Raw genomic sequence first — 20,883 nt, forward strand, 5'->3', positions numbered from 1 at the left:
GGGGCCGGATCATGAGAGTTCGAAAAAGGGTTGGCATGATACCCGCTCTCGATGACTGGATAAAGGCTGAATTGAACAAAATCTGAACAGTCATTTCGTTATTGCCTGCGGTTTGGTCGCGCAGGGCAAAGTCAGAAAACTGCCGTCAATCCTGGAGCGCTGAAGTGTTTCACTCGGGGGAGTGGAAACTCAGACTGTAGTTCACCGCTTTCGGTCCCGGATCGAGGATGTCCAGAGCGATGTGAATGGGAGTCTGCGGCGGCATTTCCGCCATGCCCTCGAGATCGCCGTTGAGGTATTCACCGGGTTTGAATCGGCGACTGGCGATCAGATGGCCGTTGAGGTCGGCAAAGCGCAACTCCAGCAGCGGAAACGGTTGCGAGAACGGGGCGCGGTTATAAATGATCGCGTCCACCACCAGTGCACCGCTGAATTCCGGATGGCTGCGCACCACCAGGTTGCTGCTCTTGATCTTGGCGATATCGACTTTGGACGGCACGGTGCAGCCGACTTGCGGACACAGTTGCTGGAACCATGGGCGGTACTGGTCCTGACGGGCCAGTTCGTCGAAGTGATAGGCAATGTACTGGCCGGCGAGACCGGCGGCAGCCAGCAATACCAGCAACAGCCACAGCAGACGTCGGCCCCAGGGCGAACGGCGTTTTTGCCAGTCCAGTTGCAACGGATCGTCGGTCAGGTCCTGCAAAACCTCGGCGCGCACGCCGGGTTCGTCACGTTCGCGCTTTTTGCGTGGAGCTTCGATTGCAGGCAGATCGTCGTCGACGTCTTCACTGGCCGACAGGCGCTCATGGCGGGCGGAAGGATCGATCGGATCGTGCAGGCGCAGTTGCGGAATGGGGGGCTCGTCGTCGAGGTCTACCGGTTCCAGCGACAGCGAAGGCTCGGTGCGTTCCGGTTTTGCCGGTTCGAAGTCGACCGTTTCGGCTGTGTGCTCAGGCTCGATGGTCCGCTCGTCCGCCGGTTCGCTGAACAGGCTGCCTGACCACGGCTCGTCTTCCGGTTCATGGCTATCGCGGCGAGCACTGAGGGATTCCTCGCGTGCACGGCCGAATTCGGTGGTCGGCTGGATTTCCCGCTGCTCGAGGCGGGCCAGTTCTTCGTCCAGATCAAGGCTGTCAAGATCGAGCTCGGCGGCGCTCCACTGCTTTTGGCTGATGGCGCGAGGCTCGGGCGGTTCGATTGGCTCGGGTTGTCTGGCGACGACCGGCGCTTCGATAACCGGTGCCGGTTCGACAATGGCTGGCGCCACCGGCGTGACAGCTTCCTTGCCTGCGCGTTGTTCAAGCAGCTGTTTGGCGGCGTTGAACACTTGCAGGCAGGAGCCGCAACGAACCACCCCGCGGGCCACGCTCAACTGAGTGTGGCTGACGCGGAAACTGGTTTGGCAATGCGGGCACTGGGTGACGAAGCTGTCGGTCATGCGGCGATCCGGATTGAACAGGCGGTCATTCTAGCGCCGACGGCCAGTGATGCGCACCCAGCCATCACGATTGGCGATCGGGTCAAGATCGAAGTCCTGCGCGTAGGCGGCGGCGACTTCTTCGCCCTGTTCGGCAAGGATCCCGGACAGCGCCAGACGGCCGCCGGACTTGACCAGCCCAGACAGTTGCGGTGCCAGGGAGACCAGCGGGCCGGCCAGAATGTTGGCCACCAGCACATCGGCTTTGACCTGTGGCAGATCTTCCGGCAGATACAGCGGGAACAGCTCGTCGGCAATGCCGTTGCGACCGGCGTTGTCGCGGGAAGCTTCAAGCGCCTGCACGTCGATGTCGGTGCCGACCGCTTCTTTCGCGCCGAGAAGCAGGGCGGCAATGGCCAGAATCCCCGAGCCGCAGCCGAAGTCCAGCACGTTGCAGTCTTTCAGATCCTGGCCGTCCAGCCATTCCAGGCACAGGGCGGTGGTCGGGTGGGTGCCGGTACCGAAGGCCAGGCCCGGATCCAGCAGCAGGTTGACCGCGTCAGGTTGCGGCGCGGCGTGCCAGCTCGGCACGATCCACAGGCGCTGGCCGAATTGCATCGGCTGGAAACCGTCCATCCAGCTGCGTTCCCAGTCCTGGTCTTCGATGACTTCGCTGTGATGCTCGGGTAGCGGGCTGCCGGTCAGCAGTTCCAGATGGGCGAGTACCGGGGCGGCTTCGGTGCCGCCCTCGAACAGGGCCAGCAGGTGGGTGTGCGCCCACAGCGGGGTAGTATTGAGTTCCGGTTCGAAGATCGGCTGATCTTCGGCGTCCATGAAGGTCACCGAAACGGCGCCCACTTCAAGGAAAGCGTCTTCGTAGGTTTCGGCTTGTTCTGGGCTGATGGCGAGACGGACTTGCAGCCAAGGCATGGCGGGCACCTGTGAAAAAGATTGATTGCAGCCTGGCGGCTGCGAGAAGCGCGCAAGTTTACGCGAGCGCGACGGTTTTGTGGGAGCGGGGAATGTGTGAGCAGATGAAACCTGCAGAAACAACAAAGCCGCCCGAAGGCGGCCTTGTCATGTGCGGGCTTGAGCTTAGTGCTTGTCGCCAGCCAGCTTGTGCTCGAGGTAGTGAATGTTCACGCCCCCTTTGCAGAAGCCTTCGTCGCGGGTCAGATCACGGTGCAGCGGGATGTTGGTCTTGATCCCGTCAACCACGATTTCGTCCAGAGCGTTGCGCATGCGTGCCATGGCTTCGTCGCGGGTGGCGCCGTAAGTGATCAGTTTGCCGATCAGCGAGTCGTAGTTCGGCGGAACCGCATAACCGCTGTACAGGTGCGAATCGACGCGAACGCCGTTGCCGCCTGGAGCGTGGAAATGCTTGACCGTACCCGGGCTCGGCATGAAGGTCTTTGGATCTTCAGCGTTGATCCGGCACTCCAGCGAGTGACCGCGGATAACCACGTCATCCTGAGTGAACGACAGCTTGTTGCCAGCGGCGATGCTGAGCATCTCCTTGACGATGTCGATACCGGTGACCATTTCCGAAACCGGGTGCTCCACCTGAACACGGGTGTTCATTTCGATGAAGTAGAAACGACCGTTCTCGTACAGGAACTCGAAGGTGCCGGCGCCACGGTAGCCGATGTCGATGCACGCCTTGACGCAGCGAGCGAGGACTTCCTTGCGCGCGTTCTCGTCGATGCCCGGTGCCGGCGCTTCTTCGAGAACTTTCTGGTGGCGGCGCTGCAGCGAGCAGTCACGGTCACCCAGATGGATGGCGTTGCCCTGGCCGTCGGACAGTACCTGCACTTCGACGTGACGCGGGTTGGTCAGGAATTTTTCCAGATAGACCATCGGGTTGCCGAACGCCGCGCCAGCTTCGGAGCGGGTCAGTTTGGCCGAGGCGATCAGGTCTTCTTCCTTGTGCACCACGCGCATGCCGCGACCACCACCGCCGCCGGCGGCCTTGATGATCACCGGGTAGCCGACTTCGCGACCGATGCGCAGCGCCGTTTCTTCGTCTTCCGGCAGCGGGCCGTCAGAGCCTGGAACGGTTGGCACGCCCGCTTCGATCATCGCGTGCTTGGCCGATACCTTGTCGCCCATCAGGCGAATGGTCTCGGCTTTCGGGCCGATGAAAGCGAAGCCGGAGTTCTCGACCTGCTCGGCAAAGTCTGCGTTTTCCGCGAGGAAACCGTAGCCTGGGTGGATGGCGGTAGCGCCAGTCACTTCAGCGGCCGCGATGATTGCCGGGATGTGCAGGTAGGAGTGCGCGGCAGAAGCCGGGCCGATGCAGACGGATTCGTCTGCCAGACCCAGGTGCATCAGCTCTTTGTCGGCCTTGGAGTAAACGGCGACGGTCTTGATGCCCATCTCTTTGCAGGCACGCAGAATCCGCAGGGCGATCTCACCGCGGTTAGCGATCAGAACTTTTTCCAACTTCGCAGTCATCAAAGGCTCTCCGCAGTTCAAACGATGGTGAACAGCGGTTGGTCGTACTCAACCGGCTGGCCGTCTTCGACGAGGATGGATTCGATCACACCGCTGGTTTCAGCTTCGATGTGGTTCATCATCTTCATGGCTTCGACGATGCACAGGGTGTCGCCTTTCTTCACGGTCTGGCCGACTTCAACGAAAGCTGGCGAGGTTGGCGAAGACTTGCGGTAGAAGGTGCCGACCATCGGCGAACGGGCAACGGTGCCGTTCAGCGCTGGAGCAGCAGCGGCAGCAGGAGCGGCTGCGGCAGCAACCGGAGCGGCAGCGGCGGCAGGTGCAGCGGCCGGAGCCTGCATCGGAGCCGGAGCGTAGTACTGCTGCGCCGGGGTCTTGCTGTGGCGGCTGATGCGTACGGACTCTTCGCCTTCCTTGATCTCGAGCTCGTCGATGCCGGACTCTTCCAGCAATTCGATCAGTTTCTTAACTTTACGGATATCCATGAATCATCAACTCCCAAGGGTCGGTCAGGGGCGTATAGCTTGTTGTTCAAGCTGCTCTAGTGCAGCCTCCAGGGCCAGTCGGTAACCGCTGGCGCCAAGGCCGCAGATCACTCCCACCGCTACGTCGGAGAAGTAAGAGTGATGGCGGAAAGGTTCGCGTTTGTGCACGTTGGACAAATGCACTTCGATGAATGGGATGCTCACTCCCAGCAGCGCGTCACGTAATGCGACACTTGTGTGCGTAAAAGCTGCCGGATTGATAAGAATGAAGTCCACGCCTTCGCTGCGCGCGGCATGGATACGGTCGATCAATTCGTACTCGGCATTGCTTTGCAGGTGCAGCAGATGATGGCCGGCTTCGCGGGCGCGGCGTTCCAGATCCTGATTGATCTGCGCCAGGGTGGTCGACCCGTAGGTCCCGGGTTCCCGGGTGCCGAGCAGGTTCAGGTTGGGGCCGTGCAGCACCAGTAGCGTTGCCATCTGCGTGTTCCTTGTTATGGGTGAGCCTCGTCAGAACCCGGCGACTATGCCGCAAAGACTTTGTGACTGTCCAGTTCTCTGCAATAGCCAGCACGATCTCCGATGTTTGCGCGAAATATGTGACTGAGTGATCAGATCCGGTCATTCACGCCGCCAAACCCGGCACAATCGCGATCAGACGCGGAAGGCCTGCACCGCTGTATGCAGTTGCCCGCCCAATACCAGCAGATTCTCCCCCTGTTCGCGTCCTTCACCGATGCGCAGCAGGTTATCCCCACCCAATTGGTGAATCCGTTCGCTGTGATCGCGGATTTCGCTGACCGCGCCACTTTGCTGCGCGGTGACATCGGCAATGCGCACTGCCGTGTCGGAAATGGTCTGGATTGCGCCGACAATCTTGTCCAGCGCACCGTCCGCCGATTGCGCCTGATTGGCCGTGGCTTCGGCGTGTTCAACCTGAGCGCGCATGCCTTCGACCGATTGTCGGGCGGCGGTTTGCAGGCCGGCGATCAAGGTCTGGATTTCTGCGGTGGCGCCGGCGGTACGTTGCGCCAGTGAGCGGACTTCTTCGGCCACCACTGCAAAACCACGGCCCATTTCCCCAGCGCGGGCGGCTTCGATCGCCGCGTTGAGTGCCAGCAGGTTGGTCTGGTCGGCAATTGAGCGGATCACCGTCAGTACGCCGCCGATGGTCGCCGACTCTTCCGCCAGATGCTCGATCATCTGAGCATTGCCTTGCACTTCGCCGACCAGCGCATGCAGGCCGGTGAGGCTCTGGCCGATGACTTTTTGCCCATGTTCGACAGCCAGTCCCGCGTGACGGCTGGCGTCCGCAGCCTGGCGCGCGTCGCCGGCCACTTGCTGGATGGTTGCTTCCAGTTCGCTGAGAGAGTCACGGATCAGTGCGGTATCGCCGGCCTGATGCTCGGCGCCGCTGTGCAAGTCGTTGCTCAGTTCCGCCAGGGTGCGGCTGCTGCCCGCTACCTGTTCGGCATTGCCGCGAATGGTCCCGACCAGATCCACCAGGTAGGCACGCAGACGATTGAGCGAGGCTTCGATGTCGTGCAGTTCGCGGTTGGTCTTGCCCAGATGAATGTCACGGCTGAAGTCACCTTCGGCCCAGGTCGATAGCGCAGGGGCGAGGTTGGTCAGGGTACGGGCCAGGCGTCGCTGCAAGGTATCGATCAGCAGGGCGATCAGCAGGATCAGGCCGATCATCACGCCTTGCATCAGGCGCACTTCGCTCTGGATCTGGCCGTGTTGGGCGCGTACCACTGGTTCGAGTCCGGCGATGGCTTGTTGCACGGCAGCGATTTTCTGGTGGGTGGCGGTGCTGAGGTCGGTGCGTTTCTGAATCTGGTCGCGGGTGCGGGCCAGTTCTGCCGGGTAGCGATTGAGCAAACTGTTGAGGTCGCGTTTGAGGCCTACGCCCGCGTCTTCGGCGACTGCCTTTTCAGTGCTTTCGATACCCATCATCGAGGCGAAATCGTCGCTGCCGGATTCGCTGCTGGCGACCACGCCGAGCAAGGGCAGGGCGTCGATTGCCTGGGCCTGGGTGCGGATGTTGGTGACTTCGCGCTCGACATCGGCGGCCAGCTCGCTGCGCCCGCTGCTGACCAGTTTGTCCCGGGCCAGCGACAGCTTGCCCAAATGCTGAGACGCGGCGAGCAACGGTGTCAGGTACGCCACGTTGCCGCCGGCATAAGTGCTGAGCTGATCGAGGCTGGCACTCAGTTCCCGTTCGGCCTGCAACAGCAAGGCTTGCGGATCACCGGCCAGTTTGCCGGCGGCGAGGAGGTCGGTCTTGCTGAATTCTTCGAGGCCCGACAGGCTCGGGCGCAGCGTTTCGGCCAGCGCCGGTGGCAGCTCGCCGAGTTCTTTCTGCAGGCTGTCGATGGCCTGGCTGGCACTGCTCAGGCGCAGGGCATCGCCACTGCCGAGATAGTCTTCGACGTTGCGCGCGACTTCATTCTGAAATTGCTGGGACAGCCCGAGGTAGCGCTCCATCAACAGATACGGGCGTTCGAGGGCTTTCTGCGACCACCACAGCGTGGCGCCGAGGGCCACGCAGACGGCGACCAGCAACAGCGTGTTGAGATTGGTGAGCAACTTCAGGCGCATGACGGCTACCAACGGCAGTAATGGTAAGCGCCTGAATTTATTGCGGTTCTGTTACAGGGTTATGACCGAATCGGTGGATTCCGGTGAAAAAGTGGCACTTTGCTTTGAGTCCCGCGCGGTCTGCACCCGATTGCGGCCTTCACCCTTGGCGCGGTACAGCGCCTCGTCGGCCTGGCTGGCCATCATCAGACTGTCGGAGTCGTCGTGCATTTCCACCACCCCGGCGCTGAACGTGCACCACAGATCCTGCGGCTGGGCCGGGTAATGAATTTCGGCGAAGCGCTGGCGGATTTCGTCGAGCACTTTGTGCGCCGCTTCTATATCGGTGTCAGGCATGACGATGGCGAATTCTTCGCCGCCATAACGGCCGATGAAATCGGTCTTGCGCAGTCGTTGCTTGAGGAACAGCGCCAGGCTCTTGATCACCCGGTCGCCCATGGGATGGCCGTGGCTGTCATTGACCCGTTTGAAGTGGTCAATGTCGAGCATCGCAAAACTCAGCGGCTTGTTTTCGCGGCGGGCGCGGAATGAGCAGTCTTCAAGCAACTGAAGAATGTGCGTGTGGTTGTACAGGCCGGTGAGACTGTCGCGGACCATCCGTGCCTTGAGATTGCGCGCGCGTGCCGCGCGATTGCGCACCGTGGTGATCAGGTGGCGCGGCTTGATCGGCTTGGTCAGGAAGTCGTCGCCGCCCTCGCTCATGGCGTCGAGCTGCTTGTCCAGATCGTCTTCGGCCGACAGATAAATGATCGGCACGCTGACGTAGCGGTCGTTGTGACGGATGACCTTGGCCAGCTCGGTGCCGGTGCAGGCCGGCATGTACATGTCGAGGATGATCAGGTCCGGCTGGAAATCCGCCAGCTCGGCCATCGCCTGAATCGGTTCGATCAGTGTGCGGGTGACAATCCCGGCGCTGTTGAGCAGGCGCTCGGTGTGCATCGCCTGGGCGCGGGAGTCGTCAATGATCAGCACTTTATAAGGTTCGTACTGGGCGACGCAGGTCAGGACTTCGATTTTCTCCAGCAGGCTCGAGGCTTCGAGGGTGCCGGTGAGGAACTCCTGACCGCCGGCGCGCACGGCGGCGAGGCGGGTCGGGGTGTCGGTTTCGTGCAGGCTGAAGAACAGCAGTGGCAACGGTTCTTCCAGACCCTGCTGGGCCTCGGCCGCCAGTTTCAGGCCGACGCCGGCGCCGCTGAAGTCCACGTCCATGACGATGGCGGCCGGCAGACGCTCGACCATCGACGAGCGAAACGCCGACACACTGTCCAGCGCCTGGGCGCTGAGACCGAAAAATTCCAGTTGTTTGGCCAGTCGCTCGGCGCGGTCGTGATCCTGAAGCATCACGTAGATCGGTTTGCGCAGGGGCGGCAAAAAGGTCTGGTCGAGCTGATCGCCATGGCGCAGGCCAGTGCGCGACAAGCGCTGCATCAAACGGTTGAGGTCGGTGATCAGGCCGCTGCTCAGGCGCCCGCGATTGGCATCCACCGCTTCCAGCGACTGGCTGATGTGGTGAGCCAGTTGGGTGTGCTCGGGCTGTTCGAAGCGCTCGGCAAAACGCAGCAGGCGCAAATTGGCCTCGCTCAGTTCGGCGAGGTCGGCAGTGGACCACTCACTGCGTTGCAGGCGCTGCCATATCTCAAGAATCTGACGTGCCTGATGAATTACCCGCTGGGCAAAGTGGTGCTTGAGGCGCTCACGGCTGGGGTCTTCTGGCTCGGTCATATCCTGACTACTAGTTAGGGTGCATGCTGAGATCGACTGGTGGCTCTATGCTAGCACCTCTTTCCGGTTACATGAGTGTCGTACGTCAATAATCTGCGGTGCGTCACCATTCAGTTTGTGACCATTGGGTTTCAATTCGAACCCGCTCGTCGGGAACACCCCCGTGAACAGGGCGTCGCGTGGCAATCCGCAGATCGGGTTTTGCTGTTGGCGAGAAGCTGAAATCCGGGAATTCACGATTTTTTCCGTTCCTGTCGACAAGGATTTTTCGGGGCGAGGCGTATCAGGGAATCCCTTAGCTGCCGGAATCGGTTCTGAAGCGTCACCGCCTGTCATTATTCACGGGTGCGGGGCAGAGGCACGTTGTTGTATGGTTGCTGTCGAACCGTTGAACCCCAAGATTGAAAGGATATCGCCATGCTGGACTGGAAGAATCGCGCGGGCAGCGCGCCCGAACGTGCCGCCGAGCCGAAATCCGCCGCCCGCAGCTATGTGGGCGGCCTGTTGTTCAGCCGCGCGCTGGCCACGCTGGTCGGTATTTACCTGTTGGTGACCATCGCTCTGGGCTGGTACTGGAGCGAGGAGCCGGCCCTGTTTCCCGTGGCGCAGAACGCCCAGCTGGCCGCCGAGAAGGAAGGCAAGCAGATGGTGGTCGGCTACACCACCGTCGAAACCCTCAAGACTGTCGCCGGCACCCTGCTGAACAAACCGGGCGGCTACATTTCCAACGACCGCTTCCCGCCGGGCCTGTGGATGGACAACATGCCGAGCTGGGAATATGGCGTGCTGGTCCAGGTGCGTGACCTGACCCGTGCCTTGCGCAAGGACTTCGCCCGCTCGCAGTCGCAATCGGCTGAAGACGCTGATCTGGCCAAGGCCGAACCGCGCTTCAACTTCGACAACAAGAGCTGGATCCTGCCGTCCAGCGAGTCGGAATACCAGGAAGGCATCAACTCCCTGAGCCGTTATCAGGCGCGCCTGTCTGACCCGACCCAGAAAAACGCCTTGTTCTACGCCCGCGCCGACAACCTGAACAACTGGCTGGGCGACGTCGGTACGCGTCTTGGTTCGCTGTCGCAACGACTGTCGGCCAGTGTCGGCCGGGTCAAACTGAATACAGCGCTGAAAACCGAAGTCCCGGCGGTGGGTGAAGTGCCGCAGGTCGACGAGGAAGTCGTCGAGACCCCGTGGATGCAGATCGACAACGTGTTCTATGAAGCCCGCGGCCAGGCCTGGGCGCTGTCGCACCTGCTGCGCGCCATCGAAGTCGACTTCGCCGACGTGCTGGCGAAGAAGAACGCCACGGTCAGCGTGCGCCAGATCATCCGTGAGCTGGAGGCTTCCCAGGAAACCGTCTGGAGCCCGATGATTCTCAACGGCAGCGGTTTCGGCATTCTGGCCAACCACTCGCTGGTGATGGCCAACTATATTTCCCGGGCCAACGCCGCCGTGATCGATCTTCGTCAACTGCTCAACCAGGGCTGAGTCATGAGCGACAACGCCAGAGAGGCGGCCCATCGCGCCGCCTCGGACGCCGAACAGATCGCCTGGGTCGACGAGCAGGACAACCTGCTCGGATCCCTCGTCCGTTCCGATCTGCGTGAGCGCGGGCTGATTGGACGCGGCACCTACATCATGCTGTTCAACTCTGCCGGTGAACTCTGTGTCCATCGGCGGACCCTGAGCAAAGCCATTTATCCCGGCTACTGGGATGTGGCGGCCGGCGGTATGGTGCAGGCCAACGAGACCTACGCCGAGTCGGCGGCCCGTGAGCTGGAAGAAGAGCTGGGAGTGAGCGGTGTTGAACTGACCGCCCATGACCACTTCTTCTTCGAGGACCCCGGCAATCGCCTTTGGTGTTCGGCGTTCTCGGCCGTGTGGGACGGGCCGTTGATCCTGCAGCCGGAGGAGGTGCTCGAAGCACGCTTCATTCCGGTCGATCAGGTGATGCTGGAAATCGAGCAAAAGCCTTATTGCCCGGACTCTCTGGCCGCGCTGAAACGCTATCTGAAAGCTCAACAAAGCGACGTCGCAAAGAACTCATAAATTGGCGCCGATTGGCACTTAGCAATCGGCGTTTTTGCCGTTACACTGCGCGACCTTTTCAAGCTGTGCCGGCCTGCTTTACAGGAGCAACCGGTGCAGTAGCGCTGCCCCTGCCTGAGTGGGGCTTCGCGGTCGATAGCCTTGCCCAAGGCTGCGATCAGTCTTTGTCCTCCCGAGAGGATTGCCGGTGGCCAAAAAAGCCGCATCCTTCGCCGCCCTGGGCGGCCTGGTATTTTCCACCGACGCAGGTCGTCATTGCCCGGAATGCAGTAAGCCGGTGGACGCCTGTATCTGCAGACAAACCGTGATCCCGGCCGGCGACGGCATTGCTCGCGTGCGCCGCGAGAGCAAGGGTCGTGGCGGCAAGACGGTGACCACCATCACCGGCGTGCCCCTGGCCGAAGACGCACTCAAAGAGCTGGCGACAACGTTGAAGAAACGTTGCGGCACCGGCGGTGCGTTGAAAGACGGGGTCATCGAGATCCAGGGCGATCATGTCGAGCTACTCTTGGCCGAGTTGGTCAAGCACGGTTTCAAGGCGAAGAAGTCCGGCGGCTAGCAGCCTCTGTGAAAACCACCTGCGGCTGGATCCGGCACTGATCGTCATCAGTCCCGGCGTCGTCTCCATGGTTTTCACAGAGCCTGTTCATGACCGGTTTCTAAACTCAACGCTGTCAGCGCGGTCTACCGCCCCGCTGACGAACCGTCATTTTCATTCTTTAGACTGCGCCGGCCTGCAATCAGGCGACGCACTATGACTTCTTTATAGGGGACTTCGATGTCCGTACGACGCACACGCAAAGACGATGGCAGCCAATGGACAGTTGCGGACAGCCGCAGTGTTTACGGGATTCGCCATTGGGGGGCCGGGTATTTCGCGATCAATGACGCCGGTCGCGTCGAAGTTCGTCCGAACGGCCCGAGCAGCTCGCCTATCGATCTGTTCGAACAAGTCGACCAGTTGCGCAAGAGCGGCCTGTCGTTGCCGCTGCTGGTGCGTTTCCCCGACATTCTGCAAGACCGCGTGCGTCAGCTGACCGGTGCTTTCGACTCGAACATCGAGCGTCTGGAATACCAGAGCAAATACACCGCGCTGTACCCGATCAAGGTCAACCAGCAGGAAGCGGTGATCGAAAACATCATCGCCACCCAGAACGTCTCCATCGGTCTGGAAGCCGGCTCCAAGCCTGAGCTGCTGGCGGTACTGGCGCTGGCGCCGAAGGGCGGCACCATCGTCTGCAACGGTTACAAGGACCGCGAGTTCATCCGTCTGGCGCTGATGGGCCAGAAGCTCGGCCACAACGTGTTCATCGTGATCGAGAAAGAATCCGAAGTCGGTCTGGTGATCGAAGAAGCTGCCTCGCTGCGGGTCAAGCCGCAGGTCGGCCTGCGCGTGCGTCTGTCGTCGCTGGCCTCGTCGAAGTGGGCGGACACCGGTGGCGAGAAATCCAAGTTCGGTCTGTCGGCCGCGCAACTGCTGTCGGTGGTCGAGCGTTTCCGCGCGGCGGGTCTGGATCAGGGCATCCGTCTGCTGCACTTCCACATGGGTTCGCAGATTGCCAACCTGGCCGACTACCAGCACGGCTTCAAGGAAGCGATCCGTTACTACGGTGAGTTGCGCAACCTCGGTCTGCCGGTCGATCACATCGACGTCGGTGGCGGTCTGGGTGTGGACTACGACGGTACCCACTCGCGCAATGCCAGTTCGATCAACTACGACATGGATGACTACGCCGGTGTCGTGGTCGGCATGCTCAAGGAGTTCTGCGATGCGCAGAGCCTGCCGCATCCGCACATTTTCTCCGAGAGCGGCCGTTCGCTGACCGCGCACCACGCGATGCTGGTGGTGCAGGTGACCGACGTCGAGAAACACAACGACGACGTGCCGCAGATCGAGAACAAGGAAGCGCTGCCGGAAACCGTGCAGTGGCTGGTCGACCTGCTCGGCCCGACCGACATTGAAATGGTCACCGAAACCTACTGGCGCGCCACCCACTACATGAGCGACGTGGCGGCCCAGTACGCCGACGGCAAGCTGACCCTGGCCGAGAAAGCCCTGGCCGAGCAGTGCTACTTCGCCGTGTGCCGTCGTCTGCACAACTCGCTGAAGGCGCGTCAGCGTTCGCACCGTCAGGTTCTGGACGAACTCAACGACAAGCTGGCCGACAAGTACATCTGCAACTTCTCGGTATTCCAGAGCCTGCCGGACACCTGGGCGATCGATCAGGTGCTGCCGATCATCCCGCTGCACCGTCTCGACGAAGAGCCGTTGCGTCGTGCGGTACTGCAAGACCTGACCTGCGACTCCGACGGCAAGATCAATCAGTACGTCGACGAGCAGAGCATCGAGACCAGCCTGCCGGTGCACGGGCTGAACGAAGGTGAAGACTACCTGCTGGGCGTGTTCCTGGTCGGCGCCTATCAGGAAATCCTCGGCGACATGCACAACCTGTTCGGTGACACCGACTCGGTGAACATCTACCAGAACGCCGACGGCAGCGTGTACCACGCCGGGATCGAGACCCACGACACCATCGAAGACATGCTGCGCTACGTGCACCTGTCGCCGGAAGAACTGATGACCCACTACCGCGACAAGTGCGCCAGTGCCCGCATCAGCGCCAGCGAGCGTACGCAGTTCCTCGATGCATTGCGCCTGGGCCTGACCCGTTCCTCCTACCTGTCTTCCTGACGACAGGTTCCGAATCCATCAGGTTGTCTGAAATTGTTCCGCGCGAAGTGGAAGTTTCAGATGACCTGGTGAGACTTCTCTTTTTTGACTTGCGAATTGACTGTCGTCCTCACGAGAAAAGTGATGTCGTCTTCTTTTCGCGTAGGTCATTTCCTAATTTGTACTTCGGCTCTCTACTCGGCCAAGGCTCTCGGCGAGAATCCCCGCCCGCCCCTCCTGTAGAGAGTCACCCATGTTCGATCCAGCCGACGAACCGTCGTTTCGCCTCGATGTTGCGGGTCTGTCCGCCCCGTTCGAAGTCCTGGCCTTTACCGGGTGCGAGGCCATCAGCGAGCCTTTTGCGTTCGAAATCGATCTGTTGATCGAGGACCCTCATCTTGACCTTGCCGGTTTGCTGTATCGCTCGGCACGTCTGTCTTTCGGACCCTCGGGAAACAATGTGCACGGTCAGTTGCAGGGACTTGTCCAGCATGAGCACAGCCATGGAGCCAGGCTTTGTCGGGCACGGCTGGGGCCCCGCTTGAGCTGTCTGGCGCTGCGCCATAGCCAGCGAATTTTCAGTGGCCGCTCCGTTCCGCAGATTCTGGACCAGGTGCTCAGGGAACATGGGGTCACTGGCTCTCAGCGGCGGTTCCGGTTGCAGGCCGAACATCCGGCCCGGACGTTCTGCACCCAATACGGCGAATCGGATCTGCAACTGGTACAGCGCTTGTGTGCGCAGGCACGGATTCACTATCACTTCGAGCACGGACAGGACAGCCACTGCCTGGTGTTTGGCGACGATCCGGCGCTGCTGCCACAGTCCGGGGCAGTGCGATTCGACGTTGAGGGGCGGACGCCAGCGGTGCGTCGCTGGCTGACCCAGGAGCAGGTCCGGGGGGCGCAGAACAGACCCGACGGGTTCGAACGGCGCAGGGCCATTCCGATGTGCCGACCCTGCGTTGCGGCCAATGGCTGAGCCTGTCACCACCACCGTTCACAGCGTGCGGCACACACTGGCTGCTGACCCGCATCGAGCATCGCGCCGATCAGATGCTCGAACCCTCCTACAGCAACCGTCTTCATGCCGCCGATCATTTGCAGATCAGTGTACCGCTCGATGAACCTGCGGCGTTGCGGATGAGCAGTCTGCAACGGGCCTGGGTCGTGACGGTCGATGAGCCGCAACCTGACCGTTCGCGGCCCGTTGCGGTTCAGTTCGACTGGCTTTATCAGGGCGAGGGCGCTGCGCCCGCCCACTGTTGGCTGCCTCTGGCTCCCGCGTTGGCGGATACGGCGCTGACATCATTGTGTGAAGGCGTCGAAGTGGTGGTGAGTTTCCTCGAGGGCGATCCGGAGCAACCGGTAATCAGTGGCGTTCTGCAGCCTTCTCTAACCGCCGAATGCCTGGAGATTGACGAACCCCCGTCACTCCCCGAGTCGCTGGAAAGCGAAGGACTGGCGCAATGGCTGTTCAACGGCGAACCCCTGTTGCTGTTGTGCCTGATGCCGGGCGGTGGCAGTTACCGGCACTGCCGGGCGTCGGTGTGCAGTTGCCGACTGGCCGCCGGTCTCAGCCCTGGCGCTGGACGATGAGCGGCAACGCGCCGGGGCAAAGTGCGCAATGGCTTTTGCTGGATGTCGTGCAGGCACCGCAGGCAATGAGTATGTTGCTTCAGGGGTTTTCCGGTGTAACGGGCATAAAGCTGTTTGACGGTACGGAGTTTCAACCCGTGAGCGAGCAGGGACCCTTGTTGATCGATCTGCGTGAAACGCCGGTACTGTCGGCACTGAGCCATACCGATCCAAAAACCTGGTGCGGACTGTTGCTGGGCAGCAGGGCTTCGAGCGAAGTGTTGCGTGACCATTTGCAGCGGATGCTGACGGTCACGGTCGGCCTGAATCATCGGGCGCTGCTCAACTACTACAACGGCCAGACCGCTAGTTACTTTTTCGACGCCTGTGACGCTCGCCAGTTGAGTCAATGGCTTGGGCCGATCAACTGGCTGCGTTGGTTCGGCGGCACGTGGGCCGATCGGGCGAGCGGCAGCCAGGGATGGCAGCAACTGAGCAATCCGGGGCTGGCCGTCGAGCCGTTGCCGATCGAACAGGGGTTGACCCGGCGTCAGCGCGAACGCTTGCATCGCTGCCTGCTGGATCAGCATGTCTGGCGCTGGAGTCAGGCGACAGGAGCCGATTACGCCTCCTTGTCCACCTGGTTCGAGCAGGGTTTGTCATTGGGATTCAGCGAGCGTGCCGTCCTGGACGACTGGTTGTGGCTACGCTTGCAACATCCACGGGCTGTTCTGGTGCAGCCGCCACCGGGGCTGACCCAGCGGGCACGGCTCGATCATGTACGCCGGCGCTGGCAGAACAACCCGCCCTGACACGAGGTTTCGCGCACATGGTCCATTGTTTACGAGGTTGGTTCAGTGCGTTGCCGGCAGGATTACTGCTGTTGATTCTCGGTGGTTGTTCGCCGCTGAAGATGCTCAACGCACTGACCCCGGAGGACAGCTTCAGCAAAACCGCAGGCATCGCCTACGGAGAAGAGCCGCGTCAGAAGCTCGATGTCTACGTGCCGCGTCATCCACTCAAGGACACTCCGGTGGTGGTGTTTTTCTATGGCGGCAGTTGGAACAGTGGCGAACGAGGGGATTACGGCTTTGTCGGCGAGGCCCTGGCTTCTCGGGGCATCGTGGCGGTGCTGGCGGATTACCGGTTGTACCCGCAGGTGCGTTATCCGCTGTTTCTTGAAGACGGGGCTCGCGCCGTCGCTTGGACGAAGGCCCATATCCATGAATATTCCGGCAACCCTCGGCGCCTGTACCTGATGGGGCACAGCTCCGGGGCCTACAACGCATCGATGCTGGCACTGGATTCGCGCCTGCTGGGCGCGGTCGGAATGTCCCCGGCAGACCTGAGTGGCTGGATCGGTCTGGCCGGGCCTTACGACTTTCTGCCGATCAAGAATCCCGAGGTGCGCCCGGTGTTTTTCTGGCCGGACTCACCGCCGCAATCGCAGCCGATCCGGCATGTCAGCCATGGCGCGCCACCGGCACTGTTGATTGCCGCGAGCCGCGACAGTCTGGTTGATCCGACCCGAAATACCGGCGGCCTGGCGCGAAAGCTGCGCGAGGCCGGCGTGCCGGTACAGGATCTGTACTATGCCCGGCCCAACCACGCGACGCTGGTGGCGACAATGTCTCGGCCATTACGTTGGTTGGCACCGGTACTGGATCAGGTTGTCGCCTTCATCCGGCACACGCCGCCTCAGTGAGCGGCGCCGGCAAACCAGCCGTCGTCGCGCCGCAGTCGCCAGGCCAATGTGCCGAGGGTCAGGCTGCGCAGCACCATGAACAGCAGGAAAGATATCCACAGACCGTGATTGCCCAGCCCGCTCAATGCCCAGGCGAACGGCAGCAGCAGAGCGACCGTCAACAGCATGCCATTGCGCATTTCCCGGGCGCGGGTGGCGCCGATGAACAGGCCGTCGAGCAAGTAGCTCCACACCGCAATCAACGGCAGCACGGCGAGATAAGGCAGATAAATGAACGCGGTTTCGCGCACGCTCTGAATATCGGTCTGCATCTCGATGAACAGATGCCCGGCGAACAGAAACAGTGCAGCAAAACCCAGGCTCGCCAGCAACGACCAGCCGCCGGCCACCACCAGCGAACGACGCAACGCTAGGCGATCGCGGGCGCCAATGGCATGCCCGCACAAGGCCTCGACCGCGTGGGCCAGACCGTCCAGCGCATGGGCGGTCAGCAGCAGGCCGTTGAGCAGCAGCGCATTGGCCGCGACCGTAGCGTCACCCAGCCGTGCGCCTTGTACGGTGATCAGGAAAAACACCGATTGCAGCGCCAGGCTGCGGATGAAGATGTCGCGGTTGACCCCCAGCAGCGGCCGCCAGCTCTGCCATACCTTCAATGCCGCCCAGACGATATGCCCGGGGTAAGCGCGCAAGGCCTTGCGGGTGAGCGCCAGGCCGAGCAGGGCGCCGCACCATTCGGCCACCACCGAGGCCCGGGCCGAACCGACCACGCCCCAGTCCAGACCGATGACGAACCACAGGTTCAGCACGATGTTGATCAGGTTGGTGGTCAGCAGAATCGCCAGCGGCGCCCGGGCGTTCTGGGTGCCGAGGAACCAGCCGACCAGCGCATAACTGGCCAGCGCCGCCGGCAGGCCGAACAGACGGGTGTGGAAGAAATCGCGGGTCAGTTGATTGAGCTCCGGCGATGGCTGCATGAAGTGCAGGGCGACGCCACTGAGCGGCACCCCCACGGCACCCAGCAGCAACGCCAGCCCCATCGCCAGCAACAGACCTTGCAGCAAGATCTGCCGCAGCGCCGCACCATCGCTGCGCCCGGCCGCCTGCGCGGCGAACCCGGTGGTGCCCATGCGCAGGAAACCCATGGCCCAGGCCAGCACGGTGTAAAGGCTGGCCCCGACCGCCACCGCGCCCAGTTGATGGGCGTGGGGCAGGTGACCGATGACAGTGCTGTCGACCAGCGCCACCAGCGGCACGGAAATATTGGAAAGGATCATGGGGGCGGCGAGGGCCCAGACCCGGCGATGGGTCGGGCGGTCGCGCCAGTCGGCGATCAGGTTGGACATGCGGGCTCCTTGGGGAGCGGCATTGTAGCGGGAGGTGTCAGTGAATGATCCAGCTCAGCAGCCACAACCCCAGCAGCAGCCAGATGATCCCGGCAATGATCGACGCATTCATGAAGGCGCGGATCGCCGACCATAGCAGCATCAGGCCGACGATCAGCGCGATGATGCTGATGATCGAAGTGTCCATGCCCAGGGCCTTCGCCAGCCCGTCGACGAAGTTGCCGCCGGCATGGCTCAACAGATTGAACAGACCGCTCAGGCCATCGACGATGAAGCGGATGATCGAGCCGAGCGCCTGGCCCAGCCATTCGAAAAAGCTTTCTACCTGCATGTTTGCATCCTGATGAAAGAGCTGAGCCTTGGGCCGCGCCGGGGGCGGCCGAGTTCCCTGCAAGCATAGAGGGTTTGCAGGGTGGTGGCTGCCCCTTGCCTTCGCGCAGCATCCCCCCGAAGCTATACGCCTTCAGGAGAGCCCGATGAACCTTGTTGAACTGACCGAACGCCTGCACGCCATTCGCGACCGCAATGACTGGCGGCAATTTCACAGCCCGAAAAACCTGGCCATGGCCGCCAGTGTGGAAATGTCCGAGCTGGTGGAAATCTTCCAGTGGCTGACCGAAGACCAGTCCCGCGAACTGCCGGCGGACAAACTGGCCCACGCCGGCCAGGAAGTCGGCGACATCGTCCTTTATCTGTTGCTGCTGTGCAGCGAGCTGGGTCTGGACATGAATGAAGTGGTGCGCAGCAAGCTCGCCGACAGCGAACGGCGGTTCAGCTGATGAGCGACCGTCATTTCGATCAGTTGGCGACCCGTTTCGCCGAAAAGATCTACGGCGGCGCCAAAGGCGCGATCCGCCTCGCGGTGTTGCAGGCTGATCTTGCCGAAGCCCTGCCGGATCGTCCGTTGCGGGTGCTGGACATCGGTGGCGGCCTGGGTCACATGTCGTTGTGGCTGGCCGAGCGCGGGCACGAGGTGACCTTTACCGAGCCGGCTGAACCGATGCTCGAAGGCGCGCGTCAGCGTTTCGCCGAGGCCGGGCAGACGGCGACGTTCATTCAAGCGCCGTGGCAGGAACTGCTCGGGCAACTCACCGAACCCTATGATGTGGTGATCTGCCATGCGGTGCTCGAGTGGCTCGCCGAACCTCATGCGATCCTGCCGGTGCTGCATCAGCTGACCAAGCCCGGCGGCTGGTTGTCGCTGGCGTTCTACAACCGTGATGCGCTGGTCTATCGCAACCTGCTCAAAGGCCATTTCAAGAAAATGCGCAGGAACGACATGGCCGGCGAAAAGCAGAGCCTGACCCCGCAGCAGCCGCTCGATCCACGGGAACTGGCCACGCAACTCGAAGGGTTGTGGCAGGTCGAAACCCAGAGCGGGATCCGGGTTTTCCACGATTACATGCCGGTGGAATTCCAGGCCCGTGCCGAGTTGATTGATTTGCTCGAGATGGAGCTCGCCCACCGTCGTCACCCAAGCTTCGCCGGGCTTGGGCGCTACTTGCACTGGATCTGCCGGCCGATCTGATCGGAGCATGAAATGAAAGGTCATTCCGGGTTATTGCTGATCTGTCTGGGGTTGGCCGCGTGCCAGGGCAGCAACCCTTATGTGGCGCAGTCACGGCCGTTGCCGCCGGCGCCACCGCAAGCCGCGACCACTTTCGATCGCAGCGCTTATCCTGCGCCACCACGGGATTACGGGCGCTACCGCAGTTGGGCGTGGCTCAACGGACGTCTGCCGCCGGGGAGTGCCTGGGCGGATTCGGCGCAAGTGGCCGAGGCCGTCAGCAGTGCACTGGATCAACGCGGCTTGCGCCCGTTGCACGACAATCGCCCGGCGGACCTTTTTGTCAGCGCCAACCTGAGTCTGGAAACCCGCTTGCGCCAAGTCCAGGACGATTACGGTTACTACGGCGGATACGGTGGCTATGACCGTTACGGCCGGGGTTACGGCATGTACAACACCGTGCCGATTGTCCGTACTTATCAGGAGCAGGTCGTGGTGGTGCGGGTCGACCTGTTCGACGCCGGCACCGGTCAGCCGGTCTGGAGTGCCAGCGCCGAAACCGGCACTCAGGGCAACCAGAGCGACCGGGCCGATGCGATCCGCGAGGCTGTCGAAAAGGCCATGTCGGCGTATCCTCCCAGTTAGCTTCCCGTGAACCGGAAGCTCCCTCAGGTTCATGTTTTCCACCGGAGAAAAACCATGTTCCGCCGTTTTGCTTTACTGGCCATGGCCGCGCTGCTCAGTGCCTGCGCCGCCAACCAGGTCAATCATGACTTCGACGCCAGCCGCGACTTTGCCGCCTACCGCAGCTGGAGCTGGAAAGAACCCGCCCTGCAATACCGCCCCGACGATCCACGGATCAAGAGCGACCTGACCGAACAACGGATTCGCCAGTCCGTCGCCGATCAACTCGACCAGCGTGGTCTGCGTCCGGCCGCTGCGGGCACCAAGGGTGACTTGAATGTGCAGACTTACCTGATCGTCGAGGATCGCCAGCAGCAGGTCACCACCAACTATGGCGGTGGTTGGGGTGGCCCATGGAACGGTTACTGGGGCGCACCGATGTACAACGAAACCCGCAACATCACCTACAAGGTCGCGACCATTCAGATCGACCTGCTCGACGGCAAGGACGGCAAACTGGTGTGGCGCGGCAGCGATGAGCAAATGCTCAGCCGCACGCCGAACCCGGCGGATCGCAGCAGCGCCATCCATGAAACGGTGACGCGGATTCTGTCGAACTACCCTCCGCGCTAGGTGAGCGCCATGAACGGGAGCCCAAGGGCTCCCGTTTTTCTTTCCGCACGCACGGCTGGCGCGTTGCCAGCAGTGTCGTTGCGCCGGGTCTACACTG

Annotated in this window: 19 protein-coding genes and 1 pseudogene; 11 read left to right on the forward strand and 9 right to left on the reverse strand. The window is 61.9% G+C overall.

The features are described 5' to 3' along the window. Window positions 1-169: 169 nt before the first annotated feature. The 7 genes from R1A29_RS02640 to gcbA all read right to left on the reverse strand — a co-directional run bounded on the left by R1A29_RS02640 (window position 170) and on the right by gcbA (window position 8,682). On the reverse strand, window positions 170-1,441 hold the full coding sequence (locus R1A29_RS02640) for a DUF3426 domain-containing protein (RefSeq protein WP_438300581.1): 1,272 nt from the start codon (window positions 1,439-1,441) through the stop codon (window positions 170-172). A gap of 30 nt (window positions 1,442-1,471) precedes the next feature. Further along, on the reverse strand, window positions 1,472-2,350 hold the full coding sequence (gene prmA / locus R1A29_RS02645) for a 50S ribosomal protein L11 methyltransferase (protein ID WP_085732735.1): 879 nt from the start codon (window positions 2,348-2,350) through the stop codon (window positions 1,472-1,474). A gap of 165 nt (window positions 2,351-2,515) precedes the next feature. Continuing rightward, entirely contained in the window at window positions 2,516-3,874 is a 1,359-nt protein-coding gene (gene accC / locus R1A29_RS02650) for an acetyl-CoA carboxylase biotin carboxylase subunit (RefSeq protein ID WP_085711231.1), read from the reverse strand. Between the two features lie 17 nt (window positions 3,875-3,891). Continuing rightward, entirely contained in the window at window positions 3,892-4,359 is a 468-nt protein-coding gene (accB, locus tag R1A29_RS02655) for an acetyl-CoA carboxylase biotin carboxyl carrier protein (RefSeq protein ID WP_432218461.1), read from the reverse strand. 24 nt (window positions 4,360-4,383) lie between these two features. Further along, window positions 4,384-4,839: a type II 3-dehydroquinate dehydratase gene (gene aroQ, locus R1A29_RS02660; protein ID WP_065260261.1), complete on the reverse strand. Its 456-nt coding sequence runs from the start codon at window positions 4,837-4,839 to the stop codon at window positions 4,384-4,386. A gap of 174 nt (window positions 4,840-5,013) precedes the next feature. Then, window positions 5,014-6,960, reverse strand: coding sequence for a methyl-accepting chemotaxis protein (locus tag R1A29_RS02665; protein WP_438300582.1), 1,947 nt, complete (start codon window positions 6,958-6,960; stop codon window positions 5,014-5,016). Between the two features lie 51 nt (window positions 6,961-7,011). Next, the gene (gene gcbA, locus R1A29_RS02670) at window positions 7,012-8,682 is read right to left on the reverse strand and encodes a diguanylate cyclase GcbA (protein ID WP_085711233.1); all 1,671 of its coding nucleotides are present in this window, start codon (window positions 8,680-8,682) and stop codon (window positions 7,012-7,014) included. 417 nt (window positions 8,683-9,099) lie between these two features. On the opposite strand from gcbA, the gene R1A29_RS02675 reads away from it, so the two are divergent. The 7 genes and pseudogenes from R1A29_RS02675 to R1A29_RS02705 all read left to right on the forward strand — a co-directional run bounded on the left by R1A29_RS02675 (window position 9,100) and on the right by R1A29_RS02705 (window position 16,679). Further along, entirely contained in the window at window positions 9,100-10,167 is a 1,068-nt protein-coding gene (locus R1A29_RS02675; RefSeq protein ID WP_085711234.1) for a DUF2333 family protein, read from the forward strand. 3 nt (window positions 10,168-10,170) lie between these two features. Continuing rightward, window positions 10,171-10,728 carry an NUDIX hydrolase gene (locus R1A29_RS02680; RefSeq protein ID WP_438300583.1) on the forward strand — a complete coding sequence of 186 codons (558 nt, stop codon included), beginning with the start codon at window positions 10,171-10,173 and terminating at the stop codon, window positions 10,726-10,728. 187 nt (window positions 10,729-10,915) lie between these two features. Beyond that, a complete protein-coding gene (locus R1A29_RS02685) occupies window positions 10,916-11,287 on the forward strand; it encodes a translation initiation factor Sui1 (protein WP_065260252.1) in 372 nt (123 codons plus the stop codon). 219 nt (window positions 11,288-11,506) lie between these two features. Then, window positions 11,507-13,420: an arginine decarboxylase gene (speA, locus tag R1A29_RS02690; RefSeq protein ID WP_114881280.1), complete on the forward strand. Its 1,914-nt coding sequence runs from the start codon at window positions 11,507-11,509 to the stop codon at window positions 13,418-13,420. Window positions 13,421-13,652: 232 nt separating this feature from the next. Continuing rightward, window positions 13,653-14,995, forward strand: a pseudogene (locus R1A29_RS02695) (type VI secretion system Vgr family protein). Continuing rightward, window positions 14,992-15,786, forward strand: a complete 795-nt coding sequence (locus R1A29_RS02700) for a DUF4123 domain-containing protein (RefSeq protein WP_438300584.1) — start codon at window positions 14,992-14,994, stop codon at window positions 15,784-15,786. The pseudogene R1A29_RS02695 and the gene R1A29_RS02700 overlap by 4 nt, the downstream one beginning before the upstream one ends. Window positions 15,787-15,803: 17 nt before the next feature. Beyond that, complete coding sequence (locus R1A29_RS02705; protein ID WP_438300585.1) at window positions 15,804-16,679, forward strand: alpha/beta hydrolase; 876 nt, start codon at window positions 15,804-15,806, stop codon at window positions 16,677-16,679. Here the strand turns inward: R1A29_RS02705 and R1A29_RS02710 are convergent. Both R1A29_RS02710 and R1A29_RS02715 read right to left on the reverse strand, forming a co-directional pair. Then, window positions 16,673-18,022 (reverse strand): MATE family efflux transporter, encoded by a 1,350-nt coding sequence (locus R1A29_RS02710; RefSeq protein ID WP_438300586.1) that lies wholly within the window; start codon window positions 18,020-18,022, stop codon window positions 16,673-16,675. The two genes, R1A29_RS02705 and R1A29_RS02710, sit on opposite strands and share 7 nt — an antisense overlap. Window positions 18,023-18,059: 37 nt before the next feature. Continuing rightward, the gene (locus R1A29_RS02715; protein WP_248738457.1) at window positions 18,060-18,353 is read right to left on the reverse strand and encodes a hypothetical protein; all 294 of its coding nucleotides are present in this window, start codon (window positions 18,351-18,353) and stop codon (window positions 18,060-18,062) included. A gap of 145 nt (window positions 18,354-18,498) precedes the next feature. On the opposite strand from R1A29_RS02715, the gene R1A29_RS02720 reads away from it, so the two are divergent. From R1A29_RS02720 to R1A29_RS02735, 4 genes are read left to right on the forward strand one after another with little or no spacing between them, the layout of a single operon-like run. After that, window positions 18,499-18,801 (forward strand): MazG-like family protein, encoded by a 303-nt coding sequence (locus tag R1A29_RS02720; RefSeq protein ID WP_011332275.1) that lies wholly within the window; start codon window positions 18,499-18,501, stop codon window positions 18,799-18,801. Continuing rightward, entirely contained in the window at window positions 18,801-19,550 is a 750-nt protein-coding gene (locus tag R1A29_RS02725; protein ID WP_114881285.1) for a methyltransferase, read from the forward strand. The genes R1A29_RS02720 and R1A29_RS02725 overlap by 1 nt, the downstream gene beginning before the upstream one ends. A gap of 12 nt (window positions 19,551-19,562) precedes the next feature. Further along, window positions 19,563-20,174, forward strand: coding sequence for a DUF4136 domain-containing protein (locus tag R1A29_RS02730; RefSeq protein WP_085732749.1), 612 nt, complete (start codon window positions 19,563-19,565; stop codon window positions 20,172-20,174). Window positions 20,175-20,228: 54 nt separating this feature from the next. Next, window positions 20,229-20,786: a DUF4136 domain-containing protein gene (locus R1A29_RS02735; RefSeq protein ID WP_085711244.1), complete on the forward strand. Its 558-nt coding sequence runs from the start codon at window positions 20,229-20,231 to the stop codon at window positions 20,784-20,786. Window positions 20,787-20,883 lie beyond the last annotated feature (97 nt).

This window comes from Pseudomonas sp. NMS19W (genome assembly GCF_051554255.1).
GTDB classification, from domain to species: domain Bacteria; phylum Pseudomonadota; class Gammaproteobacteria; order Pseudomonadales; family Pseudomonadaceae; genus Aquipseudomonas; species Aquipseudomonas kribbensis.

Excerpts from the sequence above, each read along its gene's own strand:
- prmA (WP_085732735.1), bottom strand. The coding sequence starts at position 2,350 with ATGCCTTGGCTGCAAGTCCGTCTCGCCATCAGCCCAGAACAAGCCGAA.
- R1A29_RS02680 (WP_438300583.1), top strand. The coding sequence starts at position 10,171 with ATGAGCGACAACGCCAGAGAGGCGGCCCATCGCGCCGCCTCGGACGCC.
- R1A29_RS02720 (WP_011332275.1), top strand. The coding sequence starts at position 18,499 with ATGAACCTTGTTGAACTGACCGAACGCCTGCACGCCATTCGCGACCGC.
- R1A29_RS02640 (WP_438300581.1), bottom strand. The coding sequence starts at position 1,441 with ATGACCGACAGCTTCGTCACCCAGTGCCCGCATTGCCAAACCAGTTTC.
- R1A29_RS02675 (WP_085711234.1), top strand. The coding sequence starts at position 9,100 with ATGCTGGACTGGAAGAATCGCGCGGGCAGCGCGCCCGAACGTGCCGCC.
- accB (WP_432218461.1), bottom strand. The coding sequence starts at position 4,359 with ATGGATATCCGTAAAGTTAAGAAACTGATCGAATTGCTGGAAGAGTCC.
- R1A29_RS02710 (WP_438300586.1), bottom strand. The coding sequence starts at position 18,022 with ATGTCCAACCTGATCGCCGACTGGCGCGACCGCCCGACCCATCGCCGG.
- speA (WP_114881280.1), top strand. The coding sequence starts at position 11,507 with ATGTCCGTACGACGCACACGCAAAGACGATGGCAGCCAATGGACAGTT.
- R1A29_RS02730 (WP_085732749.1), top strand. The coding sequence starts at position 19,563 with ATGAAAGGTCATTCCGGGTTATTGCTGATCTGTCTGGGGTTGGCCGCG.
- aroQ (WP_065260261.1), bottom strand. The coding sequence starts at position 4,839 with ATGGCAACGCTACTGGTGCTGCACGGCCCCAACCTGAACCTGCTCGGC.
- R1A29_RS02725 (WP_114881285.1), top strand. The coding sequence starts at position 18,801 with ATGAGCGACCGTCATTTCGATCAGTTGGCGACCCGTTTCGCCGAAAAG.
- R1A29_RS02715 (WP_248738457.1), bottom strand. The coding sequence starts at position 18,353 with ATGCAGGTAGAAAGCTTTTTCGAATGGCTGGGCCAGGCGCTCGGCTCG.
- R1A29_RS02705 (WP_438300585.1), top strand. The coding sequence starts at position 15,804 with ATGGTCCATTGTTTACGAGGTTGGTTCAGTGCGTTGCCGGCAGGATTA.
- R1A29_RS02735 (WP_085711244.1), top strand. The coding sequence starts at position 20,229 with ATGTTCCGCCGTTTTGCTTTACTGGCCATGGCCGCGCTGCTCAGTGCC.
- R1A29_RS02665 (WP_438300582.1), bottom strand. The coding sequence starts at position 6,960 with ATGCGCCTGAAGTTGCTCACCAATCTCAACACGCTGTTGCTGGTCGCC.
- accC (WP_085711231.1), bottom strand. The coding sequence starts at position 3,874 with ATGACTGCGAAGTTGGAAAAAGTTCTGATCGCTAACCGCGGTGAGATC.
- R1A29_RS02700 (WP_438300584.1), top strand. The coding sequence starts at position 14,992 with ATGAGCGGCAACGCGCCGGGGCAAAGTGCGCAATGGCTTTTGCTGGAT.
- gcbA (WP_085711233.1), bottom strand. The coding sequence starts at position 8,682 with ATGACCGAGCCAGAAGACCCCAGCCGTGAGCGCCTCAAGCACCACTTT.